Below are 19537 nucleotides of genomic sequence, written 5' to 3' on the forward strand. Positions count from 1 at the left end.
AAAGAGTATTTACTGGCTCCATTCAAATGTTCACGGATCACTTGAAGACGAAATGTATCGTCAATTCCTTTACTTTGTCTCATAATAATTTACTTTGTAAACTGTAAACTTTTTTCAGTATAAGACAGTCTTAGCCAATAAGGGATACTGTTAAACAAAAACAGTATCCCTTTACTTTTTTGAGGATGATTTTTAATTGATTTTATAGGTGTTAATATTTCAGGCTTGTTATCTTTGAACTATCGATTACACAATACCTAAAAGAATAATATGATAATTAGAAAAATACATGTAGTGTCTCTGCTACTGCTGTTTATTGGTGCAAATATTGTCGCGCAAGATCAGGTTCAATTAGATCTTAAAAATGTGCTTTCGGGAAAAATGATTGAAACAAAAGGTTTCGGAGGTATCACTTGGATGAAAGACGGAGAGTCTTATAGTCGGGTAGAGCGTAATTCTGAGACCGGAGGTTCGGAGCTTGTTTCTTACAGGGCAGAAGATAATTCTCGTACAGTCTTGATTCCTTCTTCTATGTTGATGGACAAAAAGACCGGAAAGCAATTGGGGATTCGTAGTGTTATATGGAGCGAAGATAACGCGAAAGTGCTAATTTATAATAATACAAAACGTGTATGGCGTTATGATACAAAAGGTGATTATTGGGTATTGTCGTTGACTGATGGAATATTGAGGCAGTTAGGGAGAGGAATGGCTGAATCTTCTTTGATGTTTGCTAAATTTTCTCCGGATGCTTCTAAAGTGGCTTATGTTTCTGAAAATAATATCTATATAGAAGAGGTGGAAAGCGGAAAGATAATCCCCCTGACAACAGATGGGAGTGAAACGATAGTGAACGGTACGTTTGATTGGGTGTACGAGGAGGAGTTTGGTTGTCGTGATGGTTTTCGTTGGAGTCCGGATGGTGAATATATTGCTTATTGGCAGAGCGATACTGAAGGTACGGGGGTGTTTGATATCATCAATAATGTAGATTCTATTTATGCTTCGGTAATGCATTTTCCTTATCCCAAAGCGGGGACAACAAACTCGGCGGTACGTGTTGGTACAATTCCCGTAACAGGTGGAACAACGACATGGATTGATATCCCCGGAGATCCTCGTAATAATTATTTGCCCCGTATGGAATTTATTCCGGAAAGTAGGGAGTTGTTTATTCAACAGATGAACCGCGAACAGAATACGAATAAGGTCTGGATTGCTGAGATAGGTAATGAAACTCCGGCTAATATATTTACTGATACGGATGCTGCCTGGTTGGAAACAAATGATAATATAGTCTGGTTGAAAGATAATCGTTATTTTACTTGGGAGAGCGAACGCAGCGGCTGGAGACATCTGTATCGTGTGAGTCGTAACGGCAAAGAAGTTACGCCGATCACTAAAGGTGAATTTGACTTTATTCAGCAAGCGGGGGTTGATTTAGATAAAGGGTTGATTTATTTTATTGCTTCACCGGAAAATTATACGCAACGTTATCTATATAGTGCGAAATTGTTTGGAAAAGGGGAGGTGAAGCGAGTTAGTCCTATGGATGAGGCCGGACAACATCGTTATAATATGTCACCAACCGGAAAGTGGGCGGTACATACGTATAGTAGTGCGGTTACTCCTCCTGTGATTCGCATGACTTCATTTCCTCAACATAAAACGATACGCGTGATTGAGGATAATAAACATGCTTCAGAACAATATAAGGCTTTGGATCTTTCTCCGAAAGAATTTTTTAAGGTTCGTTCGGGAGAGCTTCTGTTGGATGCCTGGATGATTAAACCTAAAGACTTTGATGAGAAAAAGAAATACCCTGTAATTGTAGAAGTGTACGGAGAACCTGCCTCTGCAACTGTGCAAGACGTTTGGGGTGGTGGAGACCTTTGGAATCAATATATGGCAAATCTGGGTTATATCGTTGTGAGTATTGAAAATAGAGGTGCAAATACTCCTCGTGGTCGTGGATGGAGAAAATGTATCTATGGAGAAGTTGGTACGTTTGCTTCTGAGGATCAGGCAAGAGGTGTGCAGGATTTGGCGAGACAATTTTCATTTGTTGATGCTGAACGTATCGGCATAACCGGATGGAGTGGAGGAGGTAGTCAGACGTTGAATTGTATGTTTCGTTATCCGGACGTTTTTAAGACTGGTATTGCTATTGCCTTTGTCGCAGATCAACGTCTGTATGATACGATCTATCAGGAACGGTATATGAATACACCGCAAAACAATCCGGAAGGATATCGTAAGGGGTCACCTATAAGCTATGTTTCAGGATTACAAGGCAATTTACTTTTGATACATGGAACCGGAGATGATAATGTGCATTATCAGAATTGCGAATTGCTTGTCAATGAATTAATAAAAGAAGGGAAAATATTTTCTCAGATATCTTATCCGATGCGTAGTCACGGTATTAATGAAGGGAAAGGAACTACTTTCCATCTGCGAAAGAGTATGGCCGATTATTGGTTGAAGTACTTACCTTCAGGCGGAAAGTGATAATACTTAATAAAATCAGTTCTCTTTTTTCTTTAATTGTTGTCGGATTATCAAGGTAGAAGGCATATGATGAAGAGCTTCTTTTCTTGTGACGGAGACTTCATTCCATGTTTCGTAGCTGATAAGCATCAGTGAATAGCCGTTTAACAACATGGGGCTAAGATCTCGCTCTGATAGGATAGTTGCCTGAGGTGTCTTGTTAATAAATTCATGTAAGGTTATCATAATTTGACGATAATCAAGATCAGAAGTGTTTCTTTTTACAAGGAAAACAATAGAACGGGCAGCTGTCTTTATTAATTGCGGAACATAATCCATAAGGAACATATCCTCGATGCTCTTTATAAGAATAATCACATTGGATGCTTTCGTGAAATCTCTGTTCACGAAGATTCCCACAGAACAATTGCTTTCTTCAACAAATAATTTGGTTTTGTCTCTTAGTAATGCTCCCGGAGTCCATGATTCAGGGGCTTTAAAACGCCTGAAGAAACGATAATAGAATGACTTGTATTGATGAGCTTCCATATCGGTTGGAACGTTACTCATCGAAATACCGGCACCAACAAGGAGAAAATCAAATTTTTCCTTATTTACTATATTAACAATATCCTGGCCCGCATTATTCGAAATTTCGTAGCGGGGAGTAATGGTAATGCCTAATCGGGCTGCTCCGGATAGGATAGGAGCAAAGCTGATCTCTTCAAAGTTTTCCGTGCGTAACGGACTTACGTCTGATCCTACAGTAAAATGAAGCGCAGTAATATCCAACGGTTGTTTTCCTTCTGAGAAGAGCTGGTGAGCTACATTAAGCATAATCTGTCCGTTCTTTGCGCGACCGAAAGGCAGTAATAGACGAAATTGATTTCCATACGTCTTCGTCACTTTTATTTTACTATTCTTTCTCTTTTCTTGTCTCTTGAAACAGAAAGAAATGAAAGACAAGAGCGGAGCTGTCATGAAAGTAGTTACTAATGTCATTAGCACAAGCATTACGAATACAGTCGGTGAAAGTATTCCCATTTCATAACCTATGGTAAGAACAATGAGTTCCATCAGCCCACGAGTGTTCATTAAAGCCCCTATATACAAACTGTCTTTCGGTGTTTCTCCCAGTATTCGTGCAGACACATAGGCTCCACCAAATTTTCCTGAAATTGCAACAAGAGTAAATAATCCGCACATCAACCATAAGTCAAGACTATTGAGTAGCCCGATTTGAGTACGTAGTCCCGTTGACACAAAAAAGAGCGGAAGAAAAAGTGAGAGCGAGAGATCCTCTACCTTTTCTGTCATAATCTTTCTGAAATTAATATTGGAAGGCATGACTAAACCCGCGATAAATGCACCAAATAAAGCATGAAGGCCTATGATCTCCGTAAAATATGCCGAAATAATCAACAACAAAAAAATGAAGGCAACCATACCTTTGGCTATTACCTCGTTGTTGTGGTAAATGTTTCCTATCATACGCAGAAATGGACGTATAATAAGGAACATAAAAAGAATATACAGGATAGAAAATAAGATGTTAAATGAAGCGCTGATCATATTGCCTACCTGAGCTATCGATACTACTACAGCCAATAAACACCAGGCTGTAATATCTCCATTTGCAGCACTGGCAAGTGAGATCGTTCCTAAATGTGTTTTCGTTAATCCTTTATCTTGTATTATCCTTGCCAATACCGGAAAAGCAGTAATACTCATCGCAATACCGATAAATAAAGCAAAAGATAAAAAGGGTGTTCCCGGATCAGCGTACGAATCATACACAAAATAGGATAATATCATGCCAAACGCAAAAGGAACGATTGTGCTTGTGTGGCTGATAAGGATAGTCTCTTTTAGTGTTGCCCGTACTTCTTTTAGATCCAACTCCATGCCGATCGCGAACATAAACAGGATTAGTCCGAACTGGCTTAATAGAGCTATATTGTCTAACGATTCGGGAGGGAAGAGAAAAGCAGAATATTCAGGTAAGAAATAGCCTAAAATGGAAGGGCCTAACACAATACCTGCAAGGATTTCTCCGATTACTGAGGGCTGCCCTAATTTTGTGAAAACCCAGTTAAATATGCGACAAGTAATGAGTATGACAATAATCTGCAACAGAATAATACCTATTGGAGATTGTATATGTTCGTTTACTGATTGTGAAAAAGTCTGAAATCCATCGCTGAATGTCTGAGGTGCGTTAACTAATGAAATAACCTGATCAGTTTGTTTGTTAGATTGCCCGGCATCAACAATACAATACATTAACAATCCTAATAATAGAATCATTGCAAGATAAAACGCTATACTTTTTTTACCTCTCCCCATTAAGCACCTTCTTTGGAACAAAATTAAGAAAAAAACAGATGCTTTCGATATGACTCTGATGTAATTGACAAAAAAAGGCGCCAAAATGACGCCTTTTAGTCTTATAAAGAGTGTTTTTACATCGGGGAAGGAAGACTTCCACCAATAAGGATGGTAACAAGAAGTGCGAGGATTGAGTAAAGTTCAGGGAATACAGCCATAACCATGGTTGCTCCAAAAACATTATATCCTGATCCAATTCCAACAATTCCGTTCGCACAAACCTCTGCCTGGCGAATGGCGGCGTAAAAACTACTTACTCCTAATATAATACCTGCACACAATATTGCTACAGCAGATAAATAGGGGATGCTGTCAACTAAATATTGCTGCAGAAGAAAGTAGGCAACAAACCCATAAAGTCCGTTGGAGCTTGGAAGCGCGCTTAATGCAATATAAGTACCAAGTGCTCCGGGATTTTTTTTCATTGCTCCGACTACTGCGTTTCCACAAACCGTTACACCATAACTACTTCCAATAAAAGAAAGAGTTGTTGCAGCTGCAATGCCGATATAGGCCAAAAAAATAGGTTCCATAGATTGAATTGTTTTATAATTTATTGTATTTCTGTTTTTTATGCTTTTTTAAATGGAGTATAGTCACTTCCTCCGCCTTCAAACTCTGCATTTTTATAATATTCTACAAAGATTAAACGAAGTGGATGAACAAGTGAACTAATGGTACATAATCCAAAATTTAAGGAATGTCCGAAAAGTAAGATTAATGTCATGAATAATATTTTAGGAATAAGAGGTAATCCTTCAGTCATTGTTATTGCTAAAGAATTGAAAACCCCTCCAAGAATAGCTCCTGTTAAACCTATTGCAAATAAACGGATGTATGATAACGTATCTCCAACTAACCCTGAAGCGATATTGTATAAATTCCATAACCCGCTACCGAAATTTAAGAATATATTCTTTCCCGGCGAATTATAGAACAATGCAAGTAACAAGCTAAAACCGGCTATTCCGTACAGAATATTTGTTAAAGTTTCCGAGATACTGATATTCATGCGTGGAAGTCCTAATGCTAATGCTCCGGCTGTAATAACAAATACCCATGCAAAAGGAGCAACTCCATATTTAATTCCTTTTTGAGAAATTCTTTTTAAGGCTGCAACACTTTTTGCAAATAAAATGTGTACAAGCCCTATGACTATTGAAATTGCCATAAGATTGTCGCTCGTAAGGAAGTAATCCTTTACGGCTGCAAACATCGGAAGTTTTACTAATTCAATTCCGAAGAAAGAGCCTGTAAGAGTTCCTACAACAAATGCTGCTCCACCTAAATATTGGAATAAAGACAGATAGAGTTTGTAATCCGGATTTACCTTCTTCTTCATTATTGTACAGGCAATGACTAATAACAGGCCATATCCTGCATCTGCAAAACACATTCCGAAGAATAACATGAAGAAAGGTGCAAAAAACGGAGTCGGATCAAATTCTCGATAGTTAGGAAGGGAGAACATGCGACAAATAGGTTCGTATAGTTTTGCGAAACTATCGTTTTTAAGTTCAATAGGCACTAAATCACTTTCTTCTATTTCTTGTTTACGAAAGAAATACCCTTCTTGATTTAATGTCTCTTCCAATATCTTTACTTTCTCTTCCGGTACCCAGCCTTCTAACAACATGAGTTTATTATCTGCTTCTACTGTTGTTTGCGTAATTACATGGGATAAGTTGAACTCATCTTGTAATTGTTTATCTATCTCTGTAAGGCTCTTGAACTGTTCACACGCAAGTTTAGCCAAAGCATTCTCCGTTTGTTCGAGTTCGGAAGATAAAGTTTCTTTCCGACCAGAAAGTGAATTTACGTCAGTATTCGGAAGTCTGACTTGTTCAACCGGAAGCTTGATATTCTCATTCTCTTTCGATATAATGAGAAAATAACACGATGATTGTATAGTGTTTATTAATACAATGTTATATTCTTTTTCCCATTCTTCGTTATATGCGGAAATCGGGCAACTGAAAAATTGAACAACATATCCCGCATCTTTAATCTTTTCCAATAAAGAGTAGCTAAAGTTTCCCCAAGTAGTGCTGAGATAGGCAATGTCTTTTTCTGTAGCATCTATTTGGCTTTGCAAATTGCTTTTTTGTTGTTGTAATCGGCTTAAATCTTCTAATATATTGAATCCTTCTTCGGTCGTTATCTTACGACTTTCTGCCAGTTTTATATCTTCCGATTTAGCGTTAATTTCTGACATCACTTTAAGCGCATCGTCAACTTGTTTTCGCTGTTGAAGCAGGTTTTGAGCAAAAGCATTATCCTGAATAGATTTATTCTCTTTTACATGTACAACTCCTATTTCACGAAGCCTAAGCAGGAAAACTTCATATTCTTTATGATATACCATAAAGGCATATTTGTTCATTTTTGCTATCATGATTCAGCCTCCTTTTCTTTAACTTTACGTTTTTCTTGATTTGCTCTCATAATCTTCTGAGAAGATTTAGACAGACTCTCTTCGTCTTCCATAAAGCGTTTTACTTTTCTGATAGCATCCTGATAACCCGGAATCTGAACTTTCTCAAAAAGATTTACTTTCTGCGTTGTTTTTTTTCGGGCATGTTCTAATAACTCCAACTTTACTTCGGCAAATTCCGTTTCTATACCTGTTTTTGCCAATTGCTTTAGCAAATCTATTCCGTCAAGAAACCATGCCGGTGAATTGAAGAGACTAAATTGTTTGATCTCAAATTCTATTTGATCAAGTATAGGAATAACTACTCCCGCAATCTTACGTGTAGAGATGCTTACATCTTTTACGTTTATCAGTTCGGGAGAAAATTCTTTCCAGAGGGAAAGCATATTGTCGTAATTCTTAATCTCTTCTTCCAGTTGAAGCTCCAATCTAACCACTTCATCACGAATGCGCTTAACTTCCATACGCAATGCGCTCTCTTTACTTTTTATTGTAGGTAAAGAACGTTCACGTACCTTGAGTTGTTTCTCAAGTTGTTGAAGTGATGTTTTATTATATTGAAACTTGATCGCCATATTTTATTTTTTCCAGTATTGGTCAACTAATGACTGTTTAATATTCACTTCAGTAGGAGAGAAGTAGGTTGAAAACAAGTTCCAAGCTACATCTAACATTTCTGTAGTGTCTAAATTGACATCAATTGCTAATAGTTTATCAGAATACTCTTTTGCAAAAGCCAATGTTCTATTATCATAGTCAGTCAGGTCGAACCCATTCTCCATTTTCGTTTTTGCATTTGCCGCATCTGCATACAGGCGAACAGCTGCATTCATAACCTGCGGATGATCTTCACGTGTCTTTGTTCCTGTTACAAGTTGTTTCAAACGAGACAAACTACGGAAAGGATCAACAATTACTTTACCAATATCACTATCTCGACGCAGATACAACTGCCCTTCTGTAATATATCCGGTGTTGTCAGGAACAGCATGTGTAATATCTCCACCTGATAGAGTTGTTACAGCAATAATTGTGATTGAGCCTCCTTCGGGAAATTGAACCGCTTTTTCGTAAATCTTAGCTAAATCGGAATATAAAGATCCAGGCATAGAGTCTTTTGACGGGATTTGATCCATACGGTTTGATACGATAGAAAGCGCGTCTGCGTAGTTTGTCATGTCTGTTAATAGAACAAGCACTTTCTCATTTCTTTCTACAGCAAAAAATTCCGCTGCAGTTAATGCCATATCCGGAATTAGAACTCGTTCAACGGATGGATTTTCGGTTGTATTAATAAAACTAACAATACGATCCAAAGCTCCTGCATTCGTAAATGTGTTTTTAAAGAACAGATAGTCATCATTAGTCATACCCATACCTCCCAAAACAATTTTATCCGATTGCGCACGTAAGGCTACAAGAGCCATTACCTGATTAAAGGGTTGATCCGGATCTGCGAAAAAAGGTATCTTTTGTCCTGTAACGAGTGTATTGTTCAGGTCAATACCTGCAATTCCAGTTGCGATTAATTCTGATGGTTGCTTACGCCGCACCGGATTTACCGACGGACCTCCGATTTCAACCTCTTTGCCATCAGGTATAGGGCCACCGTCTATCGGTTCTCCGTATGCATTGAAAAAACGTCCGGCTAATTGATCTCCAACATTTAAAGAAGGAGCTTTACCCATGAAGACCACTTCTGCATTTGTACGAATCCCTTCAGTTCCTGAAAAGACCTGAAGGGTTACTTCGTCCCCTATAATTTTCACCACTTGCGCCAATTTTCCATCAACAGAGGCTAATTCGTCATATCCGACCCCCGTAGCTTTTAAAGAGCAGGTTGCTTTAGTGATCTGAGTGATTTTTGTATATATTTTTTGAAAAGCTTTTGTTGCCATATCTTATTTATTTTAAGATTTTCTCTTTTATTAATTCATCCAATTCCAAGTTGAATGAATTAAACTGCTCACTCTCGTATTCAGAATAATTCATTTGTTTAAAGATGTTGATCATCCGTTTGAAATAGTCCATTACATTAAGGAAACCATCAAAAGAGAATTCCGAATGACAAATATCTACTACTTTATTTAACATAAACTCCTGACGTTCCAAAGACGTAACTGCATCTATGTTGTCAAAAGCGTCTTGTTGAAGAATTACAAAGTCTATCAATTCTGATTTCCACAGTGTAACATGATACTCTACAGGTACACCATCATCACCCAAAATGTTAATCTGCTCCGCAATTTCTTTTCCGCGCAACAGACGTGTCTTTATTTCATTAACCTTTTCAATCCAGCTTGGTGAAATGTGTTCAGCTATATATTCCTGAAATTCCGGATATTCTAAATACTTTGAATAACTATCTATCGGATTTACTGCAGGGTAACGTTTACGGTCTGCACGCTCTTGCTCAAGCGCATAAAAACAACGGGCTACTTTTTTCGTGTTTTCTGTTACGGGTTCCTTCAGGTTTCCTCCAGCGGGTGAAACTGTTCCGATAAAGGTGACAGAACCCGTTGAACCGTTTTTCAGTTCTACATAACCCGCACGCGCGTAGAAATTAGCAACTATGGCTGAAAGGTCCATAGGGAAAGCATCCGGACCTGGAAGTTCTTCCAAACGGTTGGACATTTCACGAAGTGCTTGAGCCCAACGCGACGTTGAGTCTGCCATTAATAATACCTTCAATCCCATGGTCCGATAGTATTCCGCAATAGTCATTGCTGTATATACCGATGCTTCACGAGCGGCAACAGGCATGTTTGAGGTGTTAGCAATAATAATGGTACGTTCCATCAATTTACGTCCGGTGTGCGGGTCAATCAAATGTGGAAATTCAGAAAATATTTCAACAACTTCATTTGCCCGTTCTCCACAAGCTGCAATGATGACGATATCAGCTTCCGCTTGTTTTGAGATAGCATGTTGTAATACCGTTTTCCCTGTACCAAACGGACCGGGAATAAATCCTGTTCCACCTTCAACAATTGGATTGACCGTATCAATTGTACGTACACCTGTTTCTAAAAGTTTGTAAGGACGTGGTTTGGCATGATAGCAAGTAATAGCCTTTTTTACAGGCCATTTCTGTATCATATTAACAGGAATCTCATTATTATCCGAGTCAATCAAAATAGCTATTGTATCTATAATCGTATATTCTCCAGCTTTTACTACGGATTTTACAGTATAGTTTCCGGTAAAAGTAAAGGGAACCATGATCTTATGAGGTTGCATGTTTTCATCCACTTCACCCAGCCAATCACCTGCTGAAACTATATCTCCCGGTTTTGCTAAAGGTTTAAATTGCCATTTGACTTCGTTGTTAAGAGCGTAGGTGTAATCTCCACGTTTTAGGAAAGTACCCTCCATTTTATCCAAATCATTCTGAAGTCCGTCGTAGTTTCTTGAAAGCATACCCGGTCCTAATGTTACCTCAAGCATATGTCCCATGAATTCTGCCTCATTACCAACTTTCATTCCACGGGTGCTTTCGAATACCTGAACAAAGGCTTCTGCTCCAATAACCTTAATCACTTCGGCCATGAGTTTTACACCCTCAACCAAAATGTAACAGATTTCATTTTGGGAAACCGGCCCATCCACTTCTACTGTAACCAGGTTGGACACGATTCCTTTTACAATTCCTTTCGTAGCCATAATTATATTGTATTGTTTTTCTTTTTAAATTCGTTGAGCACCTCGTTGCTATCCTTTTTCATCGCATCAATAAGTTCCCGGAATGTTGCTTCTCCACTGGCTTTGTCTAAACCTGTCCAACGTTCAATCATTTCAATTTTCAGCAGGTAAGCAAATACACTTTCTATACCAAATGTTTTAAAAATAGTATTCTCATCAAGCCATTCCCATTTAAGCAGATCAATTTTCTTTTCACGCTCAACTAAATCAGTCTCTTCTGCTAATCTGAGTAATTCCGGAAGTAATTCAAAGTCATCTCCTAAATCAAAATCCTTAGCGTTAGATTTCCGTAAATTTTCTGCAATAGAATTCTCTCCAACCACATACAGATTGCGATCTAACCCATGCTTGATACATGTAACAGCTGTCAGTATATTTTTTATTGTTAAGTTAAATTCAAACCAGTCGGAAAAAAACGTATTGCCTTGTTTCATTGCATACGAATAATACAATGCTGCAAGGCTGTCTTCCGGAGCAATAGCCAACATCGTCTGTTCACTATCCTCTTCATAAGCGTTTTCTCTTTCGGTACTTTCGTCAACAATAAAATATGACTTAAGGAAGTTGATTATATATGATGGAATGTTCTTTTTGATTTTTTCTCCTGCCTCATATGTTTTTGCAAATTCTATGAATTGATCCGGAGAAATTGTTGCCCGGATATCAAATGTTGATATACTCTCTTCTGTCGGATTATTAATCCAACAAAGCAAATTCTGGTTATCATACTTTAAGAAAAAAAGATCAAATAATTTCCTGTCTTTACGAGACAAGAGTGGATATGTCTCTTCTTTAAAGCTTTGAACCGAATATACCTGTTTACTATCATCTAATGTGATATCAGGAAGACCTGCTATCAGACAATGGTATTTGCTCATTTTTTAAATAATTTTTCCACCAACAAGGGGCGTAGAAGTTCTTTGAAAAATAATGTAAATTCTTCCTCTCCAAAATTGATTTTATACGAACCGTCAACAGGCTGTATTGTGAACGAAGTGTCTTTACCGTTTACTTTTTCTATTTTTACACCTTTATTAAGCAACTCTTTTGCATTTCCTGCAAAATACGATTGCAAATCTTCAGCAGCGTTTGTCTGGATAATGAAAGTTTCATTCTTAGCCCACCCGTTTGCTATTTCCAGTATTAATTTTTGGATAAATGTTTTGTCTGTAACTACCGGCTTAATGTTGGCGTTAGTGATCTCACCAATGAGAAGGTTTGTTATTTCTTTTTTTAGAGCATCAATAGCTTGAGTAGCAGCTACTTTTATTTCTGTTTCTGTGTTTTTTTTAATATCCTGCGCTTGTTTTTCTGCATTGGCAATAATTCGTTTAGCCTCTGCCTCTGCTCCTGAAATCAATAGTTCTTTTTTTTCATTGGCGTCGGCTATTATTTGTGCAGCCTCTTTATTCCCTTTTTCGATCCCTTCCTGATAGATCTTTTCGGTTAGTTCTTGAATCTTGGTATCCATATTTAAAGTGTATTATGTTTTTTTGTGAACAAACGCCTACAAAGTTATTAATTTAGGTGAGGAAGGCTAAAAATAAATGTGAAATGAAGCTAAAAAGAGTGATTTTACAATATTTTTTTATCTTTGCTGGTCTAAATTGATTCTAATATGTTCTCATTTAAAAGTGCTACTCTTAACGATATTCCGCTAATAAGAAATTTAGCATCGCAAATATGGCCGGATACATATAAAAGTATATTATCCGGAGAGCAATTAAGTTATATGTTTGAAATGATGTATTCTGAACAAAGTCTTAACAAGCAAATGACTGAAGACGGGCATTGTTTCTTCATAGCGGAGAAAAACGGTGTTCCTTGTGGGTATATCTCTATAGAACAAAAAGCAAATGACCTGTTTAATTTTCAGAAAATATATACGCTTCCATCTATACAAGGAGGGGGCTTAGGCCGATTTTTAATCGAACAAGCAGTTGCCTATTTGAAGAATACAAAGAAAACACCATTTACTGTTGAGTTATATGTAAACAGAGAAAATAAGGCTGTTGGTTTCTACAAACATATGGGGTTTAAAGAAGTGGGTACCCGTGACCATTATATTGGTAATGGATACTATATGAATGATTACATAATGTGTTTAGATATTTAAATTCATATTAATTTATTCGTTTTTGTATCGGGGAAGATTATTGATGGCTTAAAGGTTTTGGCTTCTTCAAAATCCATCATTGCATAAGCTATAATAATGATAATATCTCCGGGTTGTACTTTACGTGCGGCCGCACCATTTAAGCATATCATGCCTGATCCACGTTCGCCTTTTATTACGTAAGTCTCGAATCGTTCCCCATTATTATTGTCCACTATTGCCACTTTTTCGTTTGCAATCAGGTTTGCAGCATCCATCAAATCTTCATCAATTGTAATGCTACCGATATAATTCAAATTTGCTTCAGTTACTGTAACCCTGTGTATTTTGGATTTTACAACTTCTATGAACATTGTATTTTATGTGTTAAAATGCTTTATTGTAATGTATATTATCAATCAGTCTGACCTCACCGCAATAAACAGTGATGCATCCAACCGGATCGTTTGAGTCTGACCATTTGTTGACAGGCTCTAAAGTTTCACTATCTACTATCTCGTAGTATTCAACACGCATTTCATCTTCTTTGTTTATCGAATTACATACGAAATCAATAGTCTCCTGAACGCTTCTCTCGTTTGCAAAGTTAGTGCTTTCTTCCAAAACACGGGCAATGAGTGGCGCTTTTTGACGTTGTTCGGGGCTTAATCTTACATTTCGGCTACTCAACGCTAATCCGTCTTTTTCTCGAAGAATAGGGCAGGGGACGATTTCTACTTTCTGGTCGAGCTGTTTTACCATTGTTTTGATAACAGCGATTTGTTGGAAGTCTTTTTCTCCGAAATATGCTTTTCCCGGTTCTACGATACTAAAAAGCTTACTAACAATCTGCGCTACTCCGTTGAAATGACCTGGCCGGTATTTTCCTTCCATAACTTCTGCAACTCTTCCAAAATCAAAAAAACGCTTATCCGGTTCCGGATACATCTCTTTCTCATCAGGAGTGAACACATAGTCACATCCGGCAGATTCTAACAAGGAAAGATCGTGCTCTAACGTTCGTGGATACGTTATTAAATCATTTTTATCGTTAAATTGTGTAGGATTTACAAAAATACTTACCACACATATATCATTTTCATTAACACATTTATGAACCAAGCTAATGTGTCCATCATGTAATGCACCCATTGTAGGAACAAAGCCTATGCGTTTATTAGCTCCTCTTTCCTCGCTCAGATGTTGTTTTAATTCCTTAATATTATCGATCGTTTTCATTCAACTCATGCTTTAGACACTGCAAAGCAAGTAAATAATTGCCGGAAATGAAAGAATTTTATTATCTTTGTGCCGGCTTTATCAAACTAATTTAAAAGAATGGATGCAAAGAAAATCTTGTTTATAGCTCAAGAGATTACCCCTTACTTGCCTGAATCAGAGATCGCGACGATTTGTAGAAACTTGCCGCAAGGCATTCAGGAAAGAGGAAGAGAGATAAGAACTTTTATGCCTAAGTTCGGGAATATAAATGAACGTCGGAATCAACTTCATGAGGTGATCCGCTTATCAGGTATGAACTTGATTATAGATGATACAGATCATCCACTAATCATCAAAGTGGCTTCCATTCAGTCTGCAAGAATGCAGGTCTATTTTATTGACAACGAAGATTTTTTTCAAAGAAAAGGTACTGTAGTTGATGATGACGGTAATGAATATGAGGATAACGATGATCGTTCCATCTTCTATGTTCGTGGTGTATTGGAAACGATAAAGAAGCTACGCTGGATTCCTGATGTCATTCATTGTCACGGTTGGATGTCTGCTTTGACGGCTTTATATATAAAGCGAATGTATGTAGATGATCCCTGCCTGAAAGATGCTAAGATTGTTTATTCTGTTTATGAGAATGACTTTAAAAAGCCATTTTCTGACAATTTCCCTGAAAAACTTAAAATGGATGGGGCAAAAGATAATGATCTGAAAGGATTGAAAGATGGAACTGACTTTGTTGCTCTTACTAAATTAGCAATTGACTTTAGTGATGGAATAATACAGGGCAGTGAAGAAATTAATCCGGAGGTATCAGAATATATAGCATCAAAAACAGATACTCCTTTCCTTTCGTATAAAACGGAAGACGTTTATATGGATGCGTTTAATGAATTCTATGATTTAGTAATGGATTCTAAAAAGAAATAATACATGAAACTCCGATCTTTAATATTGGGCTTGATGCTTGTAGCCGGTTTATTTACTGGTTGTAATGATGATATGAATTATGTGGGAGGGACGATACAGCCTGATGGTGATAGGATTAATGTAGCTGTAGATTCTTTTATGATTACTGCTTCAACAATTAAGATAGATTCCATTTATGCAAAAACTTCAACGGGTTATCTTGGACAATTTTTCGAACCTAAATATGGGGATTATAAATCGGACTATATCTCACAGTTTTATTGTCAGGAGGGCTTTAAGTTTGCTCATGAACCAATAGATGGAAAAATAGATTCTATTAAGCTTGTTCTTCGTTTCTCTTCTTATATTGGAGACTCTCTTTCTCCAATGAAAGCTGAAGTTTTTCCGGTAATAAAACCTCTTGAACGTAATTATTATACTAATATAAACCCTGAAGAATATTGTGATCTGAAGAATTCTTTAGGAGGAGAGTCTTACACCATCTATAATGTAAACAATTCTCAGAAATTGGACTCAGTCAGGATTTTCCTTGATAAAGAAATCGGACAACGTATTTATGATGAAACGATTAATAATCCTGCTTCATTTGCTAATCAGGAAGCCTTCAATCGCTTTTTCCCTGGTTTTTATGTTACGAATACCTTTGGGATGGGGGCTGTGTTGGAGATAGCAGCATCTCAGATAAAAATACATTATAAATATGAAGCAACGACAACAGATGTAAATGGTGATGATTCAACCTATGTTGAGAGTTCGTATGAATCGTTTATGGTGACAAATGAGGTAGTTCAGATGAATCGTATGTCCAGTTACGGTCTGGATGAATTGCTTCAGCCCAATGATAATTATACTTATTTAAAAACGCCTGCGGGAGTTTATACGCGTATAGTTATTCCCGCAAAAAAAATATTTGAAAAGATCGGTGATCGTATTATTAATAATGTACCTATAACGATAAGGCCGTTGCCTCAAAATGATTGGGAATATGCTTCTAAGCCGTCCGATTATTTATTGCTGCTCCCTGAAGATTCTTTGAATACTTTCTTTCAAAACAACAAACTCCCCGATAATATTACGTCGTTTATTTCTTCGTATTCGTATTCTTCAACTGAATTTGTGAATATGTATAACTTTAGTAATATTGCGCGATTATTGAAGACTCACAAAGAAAATGGTTCCGATGAAGATCTGAATCTATTACTTATTCCTGTTAAAGCAACAGTAACGCAAACTTCTTCTTCCAGTTCGTCAATAACAAATGTGCAGAATTATCAGAAGCCATCAGGACTTACACTGAGGAAAGATCCGGAAGTTATGTCAATCAGGGTTACTACAAGCGACTATGAGGAGTAGGCTGAAGGCTTTCTGTAGCCAATATAACGTGTGAGTATGGTTAAGATTGCTGTTACTTTTTAAAGACAAGATAAACAGAGACGATAAGTAGAAGGAATGCTAAATAATGGTTCCATTTTAGCACTTCTGATTTAAAGAAAATAGTAGAGAAAATAACGAAAACACTTAAACTGATAACTTCCTGTACTACTTTAAGCTGAATTAAAGAAAATGGGCCACCGTTATCCTGAAATCCAATTCGGTTTGCTGGAACCTGGAAGCAGTATTCAAAAAAAGCAATACCCCAGCTAATTAGAATAACTCCGAGTAGAGGTAGAGATGAGAACCAGGTCATCTCTTTCATCTTTAAATGTCCGTACCAAGCGAGAGTCATGAATATATTCGAAATGATTAACATTCCGATGACATAAATCCCTGTAAGATTCATACCTCTGTAAATTAAATATACAAACTATAGATATTAAAAAAAAGCGATCGAAACGACCGCTTTTTTTATGTGGGGTGAATGATGGGATTCGAACCCACGACCCTTGGAACCACAATCCAATGCTCTAACCAACTGAGCTACAATCACCATTTAATCTTGCTTTGATACTATCTCTTTAAGACGGTGCAAAGATAGATGTTTTATTTAATATTACAAGTGAAAACAGTAAAAAACAACCTCTTATTTGTAAATTTCTTTTTTCCCTGCAAGTAAAGTATTTCTCATCAAGGAAATGATAGTCATAGGGCCAACTCCTCCGGGTACAGGGGTGATGTAAGAGCACTTGGGCGCCACTTCATCAAACTTCACATCTCCTGTTAATTTATACCCGCTTTTAGTTTTTGTACTTGGAACACGTGTTGTTCCTACGTCAACAATTACAACTCCGTCTTTTACCATATCTGCTTTCACAAATTCCGGAACGCCAAGTGCGGCTATTATAATATCTGCACTAAGACACATCTCTTTCAGGTTCTTCGAACGGCTATGACAGACAGTCACAGTACAATCACCAGGATAGGCTTTTTGCATCATCAGACTTGCCATGGGCTTTCCTACAATGTTGCTTCTGCCCAAAACGACACAATGCTTTCCTCTTGTTTCAATTTCGTATCTTTTGAGTAGTTCAAGTATTCCGGCAGGGGTTGCAGACACAAAACAAGGTAGTCCTATAGACATACGACCTACATTTATAGGATGGAAGCCATCCACATCTTTGCGATAGTCAATCGCTTCAATAATTTTCTGTTCAGAGATGTGTTTTGGAAGAGGTAACTGTACGATAAAACCATCGACATCCTTGTCCATGTTTAATTCGTTTACCTTCTGAAACAACTCTTCTTCGGTTACGTTATCTTCATACCGAATCAGACTGGATTTAAATCCTACCGCTTCGCAAGTTTTTACCTTGTTGGCTACATAGGTTTCGCTTCCTCCATCATGTCCGACTAATATGGCTGCCAAATGGGGGATTTTACCACCTTTTGCTTTTATCTCTTCTACTTCTGCTGCAATTTCAGCTTTCATTGTGGCGGAAACAGCCTTTCCATCTAATAATTGCATTTGTCTATCCATATTGAGTACTTTTTAGTTGGTCTATCTTTTGAAATTAGGGAGTTTTCTACCTGCTCCCGGTTTTGCATTCGTTAGCATGCGCATCATTTTACGAGTTTCATCAAACTGTTTGATTAGTCTGTTAACTTCTTGCACATTCGTGCCGCTTCCTTTGGCAATACGTTGACGGCGCGAACCATTTAAAATCGCCGGATTAGAACGTTCTGACGGAGTCATTGAGTATATAATCGCTTCAATGCTTTTAAAAGCGTTATCGTCTATATCCACATTTTTCAATGCTTTCCCAACTCCCGGTATCATAGCGGCCAGATCTTTTAAATTACCCATTTTCTTGATTTGCTGAATCTGAGCAATGAAATCGTTAAAATCAAATTGATTTTTTGCAATTTTCTTTTGAAGACGTTTTGCTTCCTCTTCGTCGTATTGTTCCTGAGCGCGTTCTACCAAAGAGATTATATCACCCATACCCAAAATACGGTCGGCCATACGTCCCGGATGAAAAATGTCTAATGCGTCCATTTTCTCACCCGTACCCACAAATTTGATTGGCTTAGTTACCACTGTCCGGATAGAAAGAGCAGCACCACCGCGTGTGTCACCATCTAATTTGGTGAGAACAACTCCATCAAAGTCAAGCCGATCATTAAACTCTTTAGCTGTATTAACTGCGTCTTGCCCTGTCATGGCATCTACAACGAACAGTGTTTCGGAAGGTTCGATAGCCTTTTTTATCGCAGCAATTTCCTGCATCATGTGTTCATCGATGGCTAAACGTCCGGCTGTATCGACGATTACTAAATCGTTTCCATTGGCCTTAGCTTCCTTTATTGCGTTGAGGGCAATTTCAACCGGATTCTTACTTTCAGGTTCGGAATAAACAGGTACGCCTATCTGTTCTCCTAATATGCGAAGCTGCTCTATTGCAGCAGGACGATATACGTCACAAGCAACTAAAAGAGGTTTCTTTCCTTTTTTAGTCTTCAGCATATTGGCTAATTTTCCGGTGAAAGTTGTTTTCCCTGAACCTTGCAAACCGGACATCAGGATAATTGCCGGTGAACCTGTCGTGTTGATTTCGATAGCCGTTCCCCCCATTAATTCGGCTAATTCATCGTGTACGATCTTAACCATTAATTGTCCGGGCTTTACAGAAGTCAGAACATTCTGACCAAGCGCTTTCTCTTTTACCGTATCAGTAAACTGCTTTGCCACTTTATAATTAACGTCAGCATCCAATAAGGCTCTACGTACATCTTTAAGTGTTTCTGCAACATTGATTTCCGTTATTCTGCCTTCACCTTTAAGCAATTTAAAAGACCTATCTAATCTTTCACTTAGATTCTCAAACATA

Annotated in this window: 17 protein-coding genes and 1 tRNA gene; 4 read left to right on the forward strand and 14 right to left on the reverse strand. The window is 37.6% G+C overall.

Annotated features, from left to right (window positions below):
• Window positions 1-270: 270 nt before the first annotated feature.
• Window positions 271-2511 (forward strand): S9 family peptidase, encoded by a 2241-nt coding sequence (locus tag PHT93_RS10530; protein ID WP_300242630.1) that lies wholly within the window; start codon window positions 271-273, stop codon window positions 2509-2511.
• Window positions 2512-2526: 15 nt separating this feature from the next.
• Here PHT93_RS10530 and PHT93_RS10535 read toward each other — a convergent pair whose 3' ends face one another.
• The 8 genes from PHT93_RS10535 to PHT93_RS10570 all read right to left on the reverse strand — a co-directional run bounded on the left by PHT93_RS10535 (window position 2527) and on the right by PHT93_RS10570 (window position 12485).
• Window positions 2527-4836 (reverse strand): cation:proton antiporter, encoded by a 2310-nt coding sequence (locus PHT93_RS10535; protein ID WP_300242632.1) that lies wholly within the window; start codon window positions 4834-4836, stop codon window positions 2527-2529.
• 116 nt (window positions 4837-4952) lie between these two features.
• Window positions 4953-5411: an ATPase gene (locus PHT93_RS10540; protein ID WP_300242634.1), complete on the reverse strand. Its 459-nt coding sequence runs from the start codon at window positions 5409-5411 to the stop codon at window positions 4953-4955.
• A 38-nt stretch (window positions 5412-5449) separates the two neighbouring features.
• Entirely contained in the window at window positions 5450-7273 is a 1824-nt protein-coding gene (locus tag PHT93_RS10545; RefSeq protein WP_300242636.1) for a V-type ATPase 116kDa subunit family protein, read from the reverse strand.
• Window positions 7270-7887 carry a V-type ATP synthase subunit D gene (locus PHT93_RS10550; protein WP_300242638.1) on the reverse strand — a complete coding sequence of 206 codons (618 nt, stop codon included), beginning with the start codon at window positions 7885-7887 and terminating at the stop codon, window positions 7270-7272. The genes PHT93_RS10545 and PHT93_RS10550 overlap by 4 nt, the downstream gene beginning before the upstream one ends.
• Window positions 7888-7890: 3 nt before the next feature.
• Window positions 7891-9210: a V-type ATP synthase subunit B gene (locus PHT93_RS10555; protein ID WP_300242640.1), complete on the reverse strand. Its 1320-nt coding sequence runs from the start codon at window positions 9208-9210 to the stop codon at window positions 7891-7893.
• A gap of 7 nt (window positions 9211-9217) precedes the next feature.
• Window positions 9218-10975, reverse strand: a complete 1758-nt coding sequence (locus PHT93_RS10560; RefSeq protein ID WP_300242642.1) for a V-type ATP synthase subunit A — start codon at window positions 10973-10975, stop codon at window positions 9218-9220.
• 2 nt (window positions 10976-10977) lie between these two features.
• Window positions 10978-11892: a DUF2764 family protein gene (locus PHT93_RS10565; RefSeq protein WP_300242644.1), complete on the reverse strand. Its 915-nt coding sequence runs from the start codon at window positions 11890-11892 to the stop codon at window positions 10978-10980.
• Complete coding sequence (locus PHT93_RS10570; protein WP_300242646.1) at window positions 11889-12485, reverse strand: hypothetical protein; 597 nt, start codon at window positions 12483-12485, stop codon at window positions 11889-11891. The genes PHT93_RS10565 and PHT93_RS10570 overlap by 4 nt, the downstream gene beginning before the upstream one ends.
• Before the next feature lie 147 nt (window positions 12486-12632).
• On the opposite strand from PHT93_RS10570, the gene PHT93_RS10575 reads away from it, so the two are divergent.
• Window positions 12633-13130: an N-acetyltransferase gene (locus tag PHT93_RS10575; protein ID WP_300242648.1), complete on the forward strand. Its 498-nt coding sequence runs from the start codon at window positions 12633-12635 to the stop codon at window positions 13128-13130.
• A gap of 2 nt (window positions 13131-13132) precedes the next feature.
• Here PHT93_RS10575 and panD read toward each other — a convergent pair whose 3' ends face one another.
• The gene (gene panD / locus PHT93_RS10580) at window positions 13133-13483 is read right to left on the reverse strand and encodes an aspartate 1-decarboxylase (protein WP_300242650.1); all 351 of its coding nucleotides are present in this window, start codon (window positions 13481-13483) and stop codon (window positions 13133-13135) included.
• 13 nt (window positions 13484-13496) lie between these two features.
• Window positions 13497-14348, reverse strand: coding sequence for a pantoate--beta-alanine ligase (gene panC, locus PHT93_RS10585; RefSeq protein WP_300242652.1), 852 nt, complete (start codon window positions 14346-14348; stop codon window positions 13497-13499).
• A 99-nt stretch (window positions 14349-14447) separates the two neighbouring features.
• Between panC and PHT93_RS10590 the strand changes: the two genes are divergently transcribed.
• Together PHT93_RS10590 and PHT93_RS10595 are read left to right on the forward strand one after the other, a co-directional pair.
• Window positions 14448-15272 (forward strand): glycogen/starch synthase, encoded by an 825-nt coding sequence (locus PHT93_RS10590; protein ID WP_300242654.1) that lies wholly within the window; start codon window positions 14448-14450, stop codon window positions 15270-15272.
• A gap of 3 nt (window positions 15273-15275) precedes the next feature.
• On the forward strand, window positions 15276-16625 hold the full coding sequence (locus PHT93_RS10595) for a DUF4270 domain-containing protein (protein WP_300242656.1): 1350 nt from the start codon (window positions 15276-15278) through the stop codon (window positions 16623-16625).
• Between the two features lie 52 nt (window positions 16626-16677).
• Here the strand turns inward: PHT93_RS10595 and PHT93_RS10600 are convergent, their stop codons facing one another.
• The 4 genes from PHT93_RS10600 to ffh all read right to left on the reverse strand — a co-directional run bounded on the left by PHT93_RS10600 (window position 16678) and on the right by ffh (window position 19536).
• Window positions 16678-17052 (reverse strand): DMT family protein, encoded by a 375-nt coding sequence (locus PHT93_RS10600; RefSeq protein ID WP_300242658.1) that lies wholly within the window; start codon window positions 17050-17052, stop codon window positions 16678-16680.
• A 70-nt stretch (window positions 17053-17122) separates the two neighbouring features.
• Window positions 17123-17199, reverse strand: a tRNA-His gene (locus PHT93_RS10605).
• A gap of 93 nt (window positions 17200-17292) precedes the next feature.
• Window positions 17293-18186 carry a bifunctional methylenetetrahydrofolate dehydrogenase/methenyltetrahydrofolate cyclohydrolase FolD gene (folD, locus tag PHT93_RS10610; RefSeq protein WP_300242660.1) on the reverse strand — a complete coding sequence of 298 codons (894 nt, stop codon included), beginning with the start codon at window positions 18184-18186 and terminating at the stop codon, window positions 17293-17295.
• A 21-nt stretch (window positions 18187-18207) separates the two neighbouring features.
• Entirely contained in the window at window positions 18208-19536 is a 1329-nt protein-coding gene (ffh, locus tag PHT93_RS10615) for a signal recognition particle protein (protein WP_300242662.1), read from the reverse strand.
• Between the last annotated feature and the right edge of the window lies 1 nt (window position 19537).

It is taken from the genome of Massilibacteroides sp. (assembly GCF_028705895.1).
Classification (GTDB): Bacteria; Bacteroidota; Bacteroidia; order Bacteroidales; family Tannerellaceae; genus Massilibacteroides.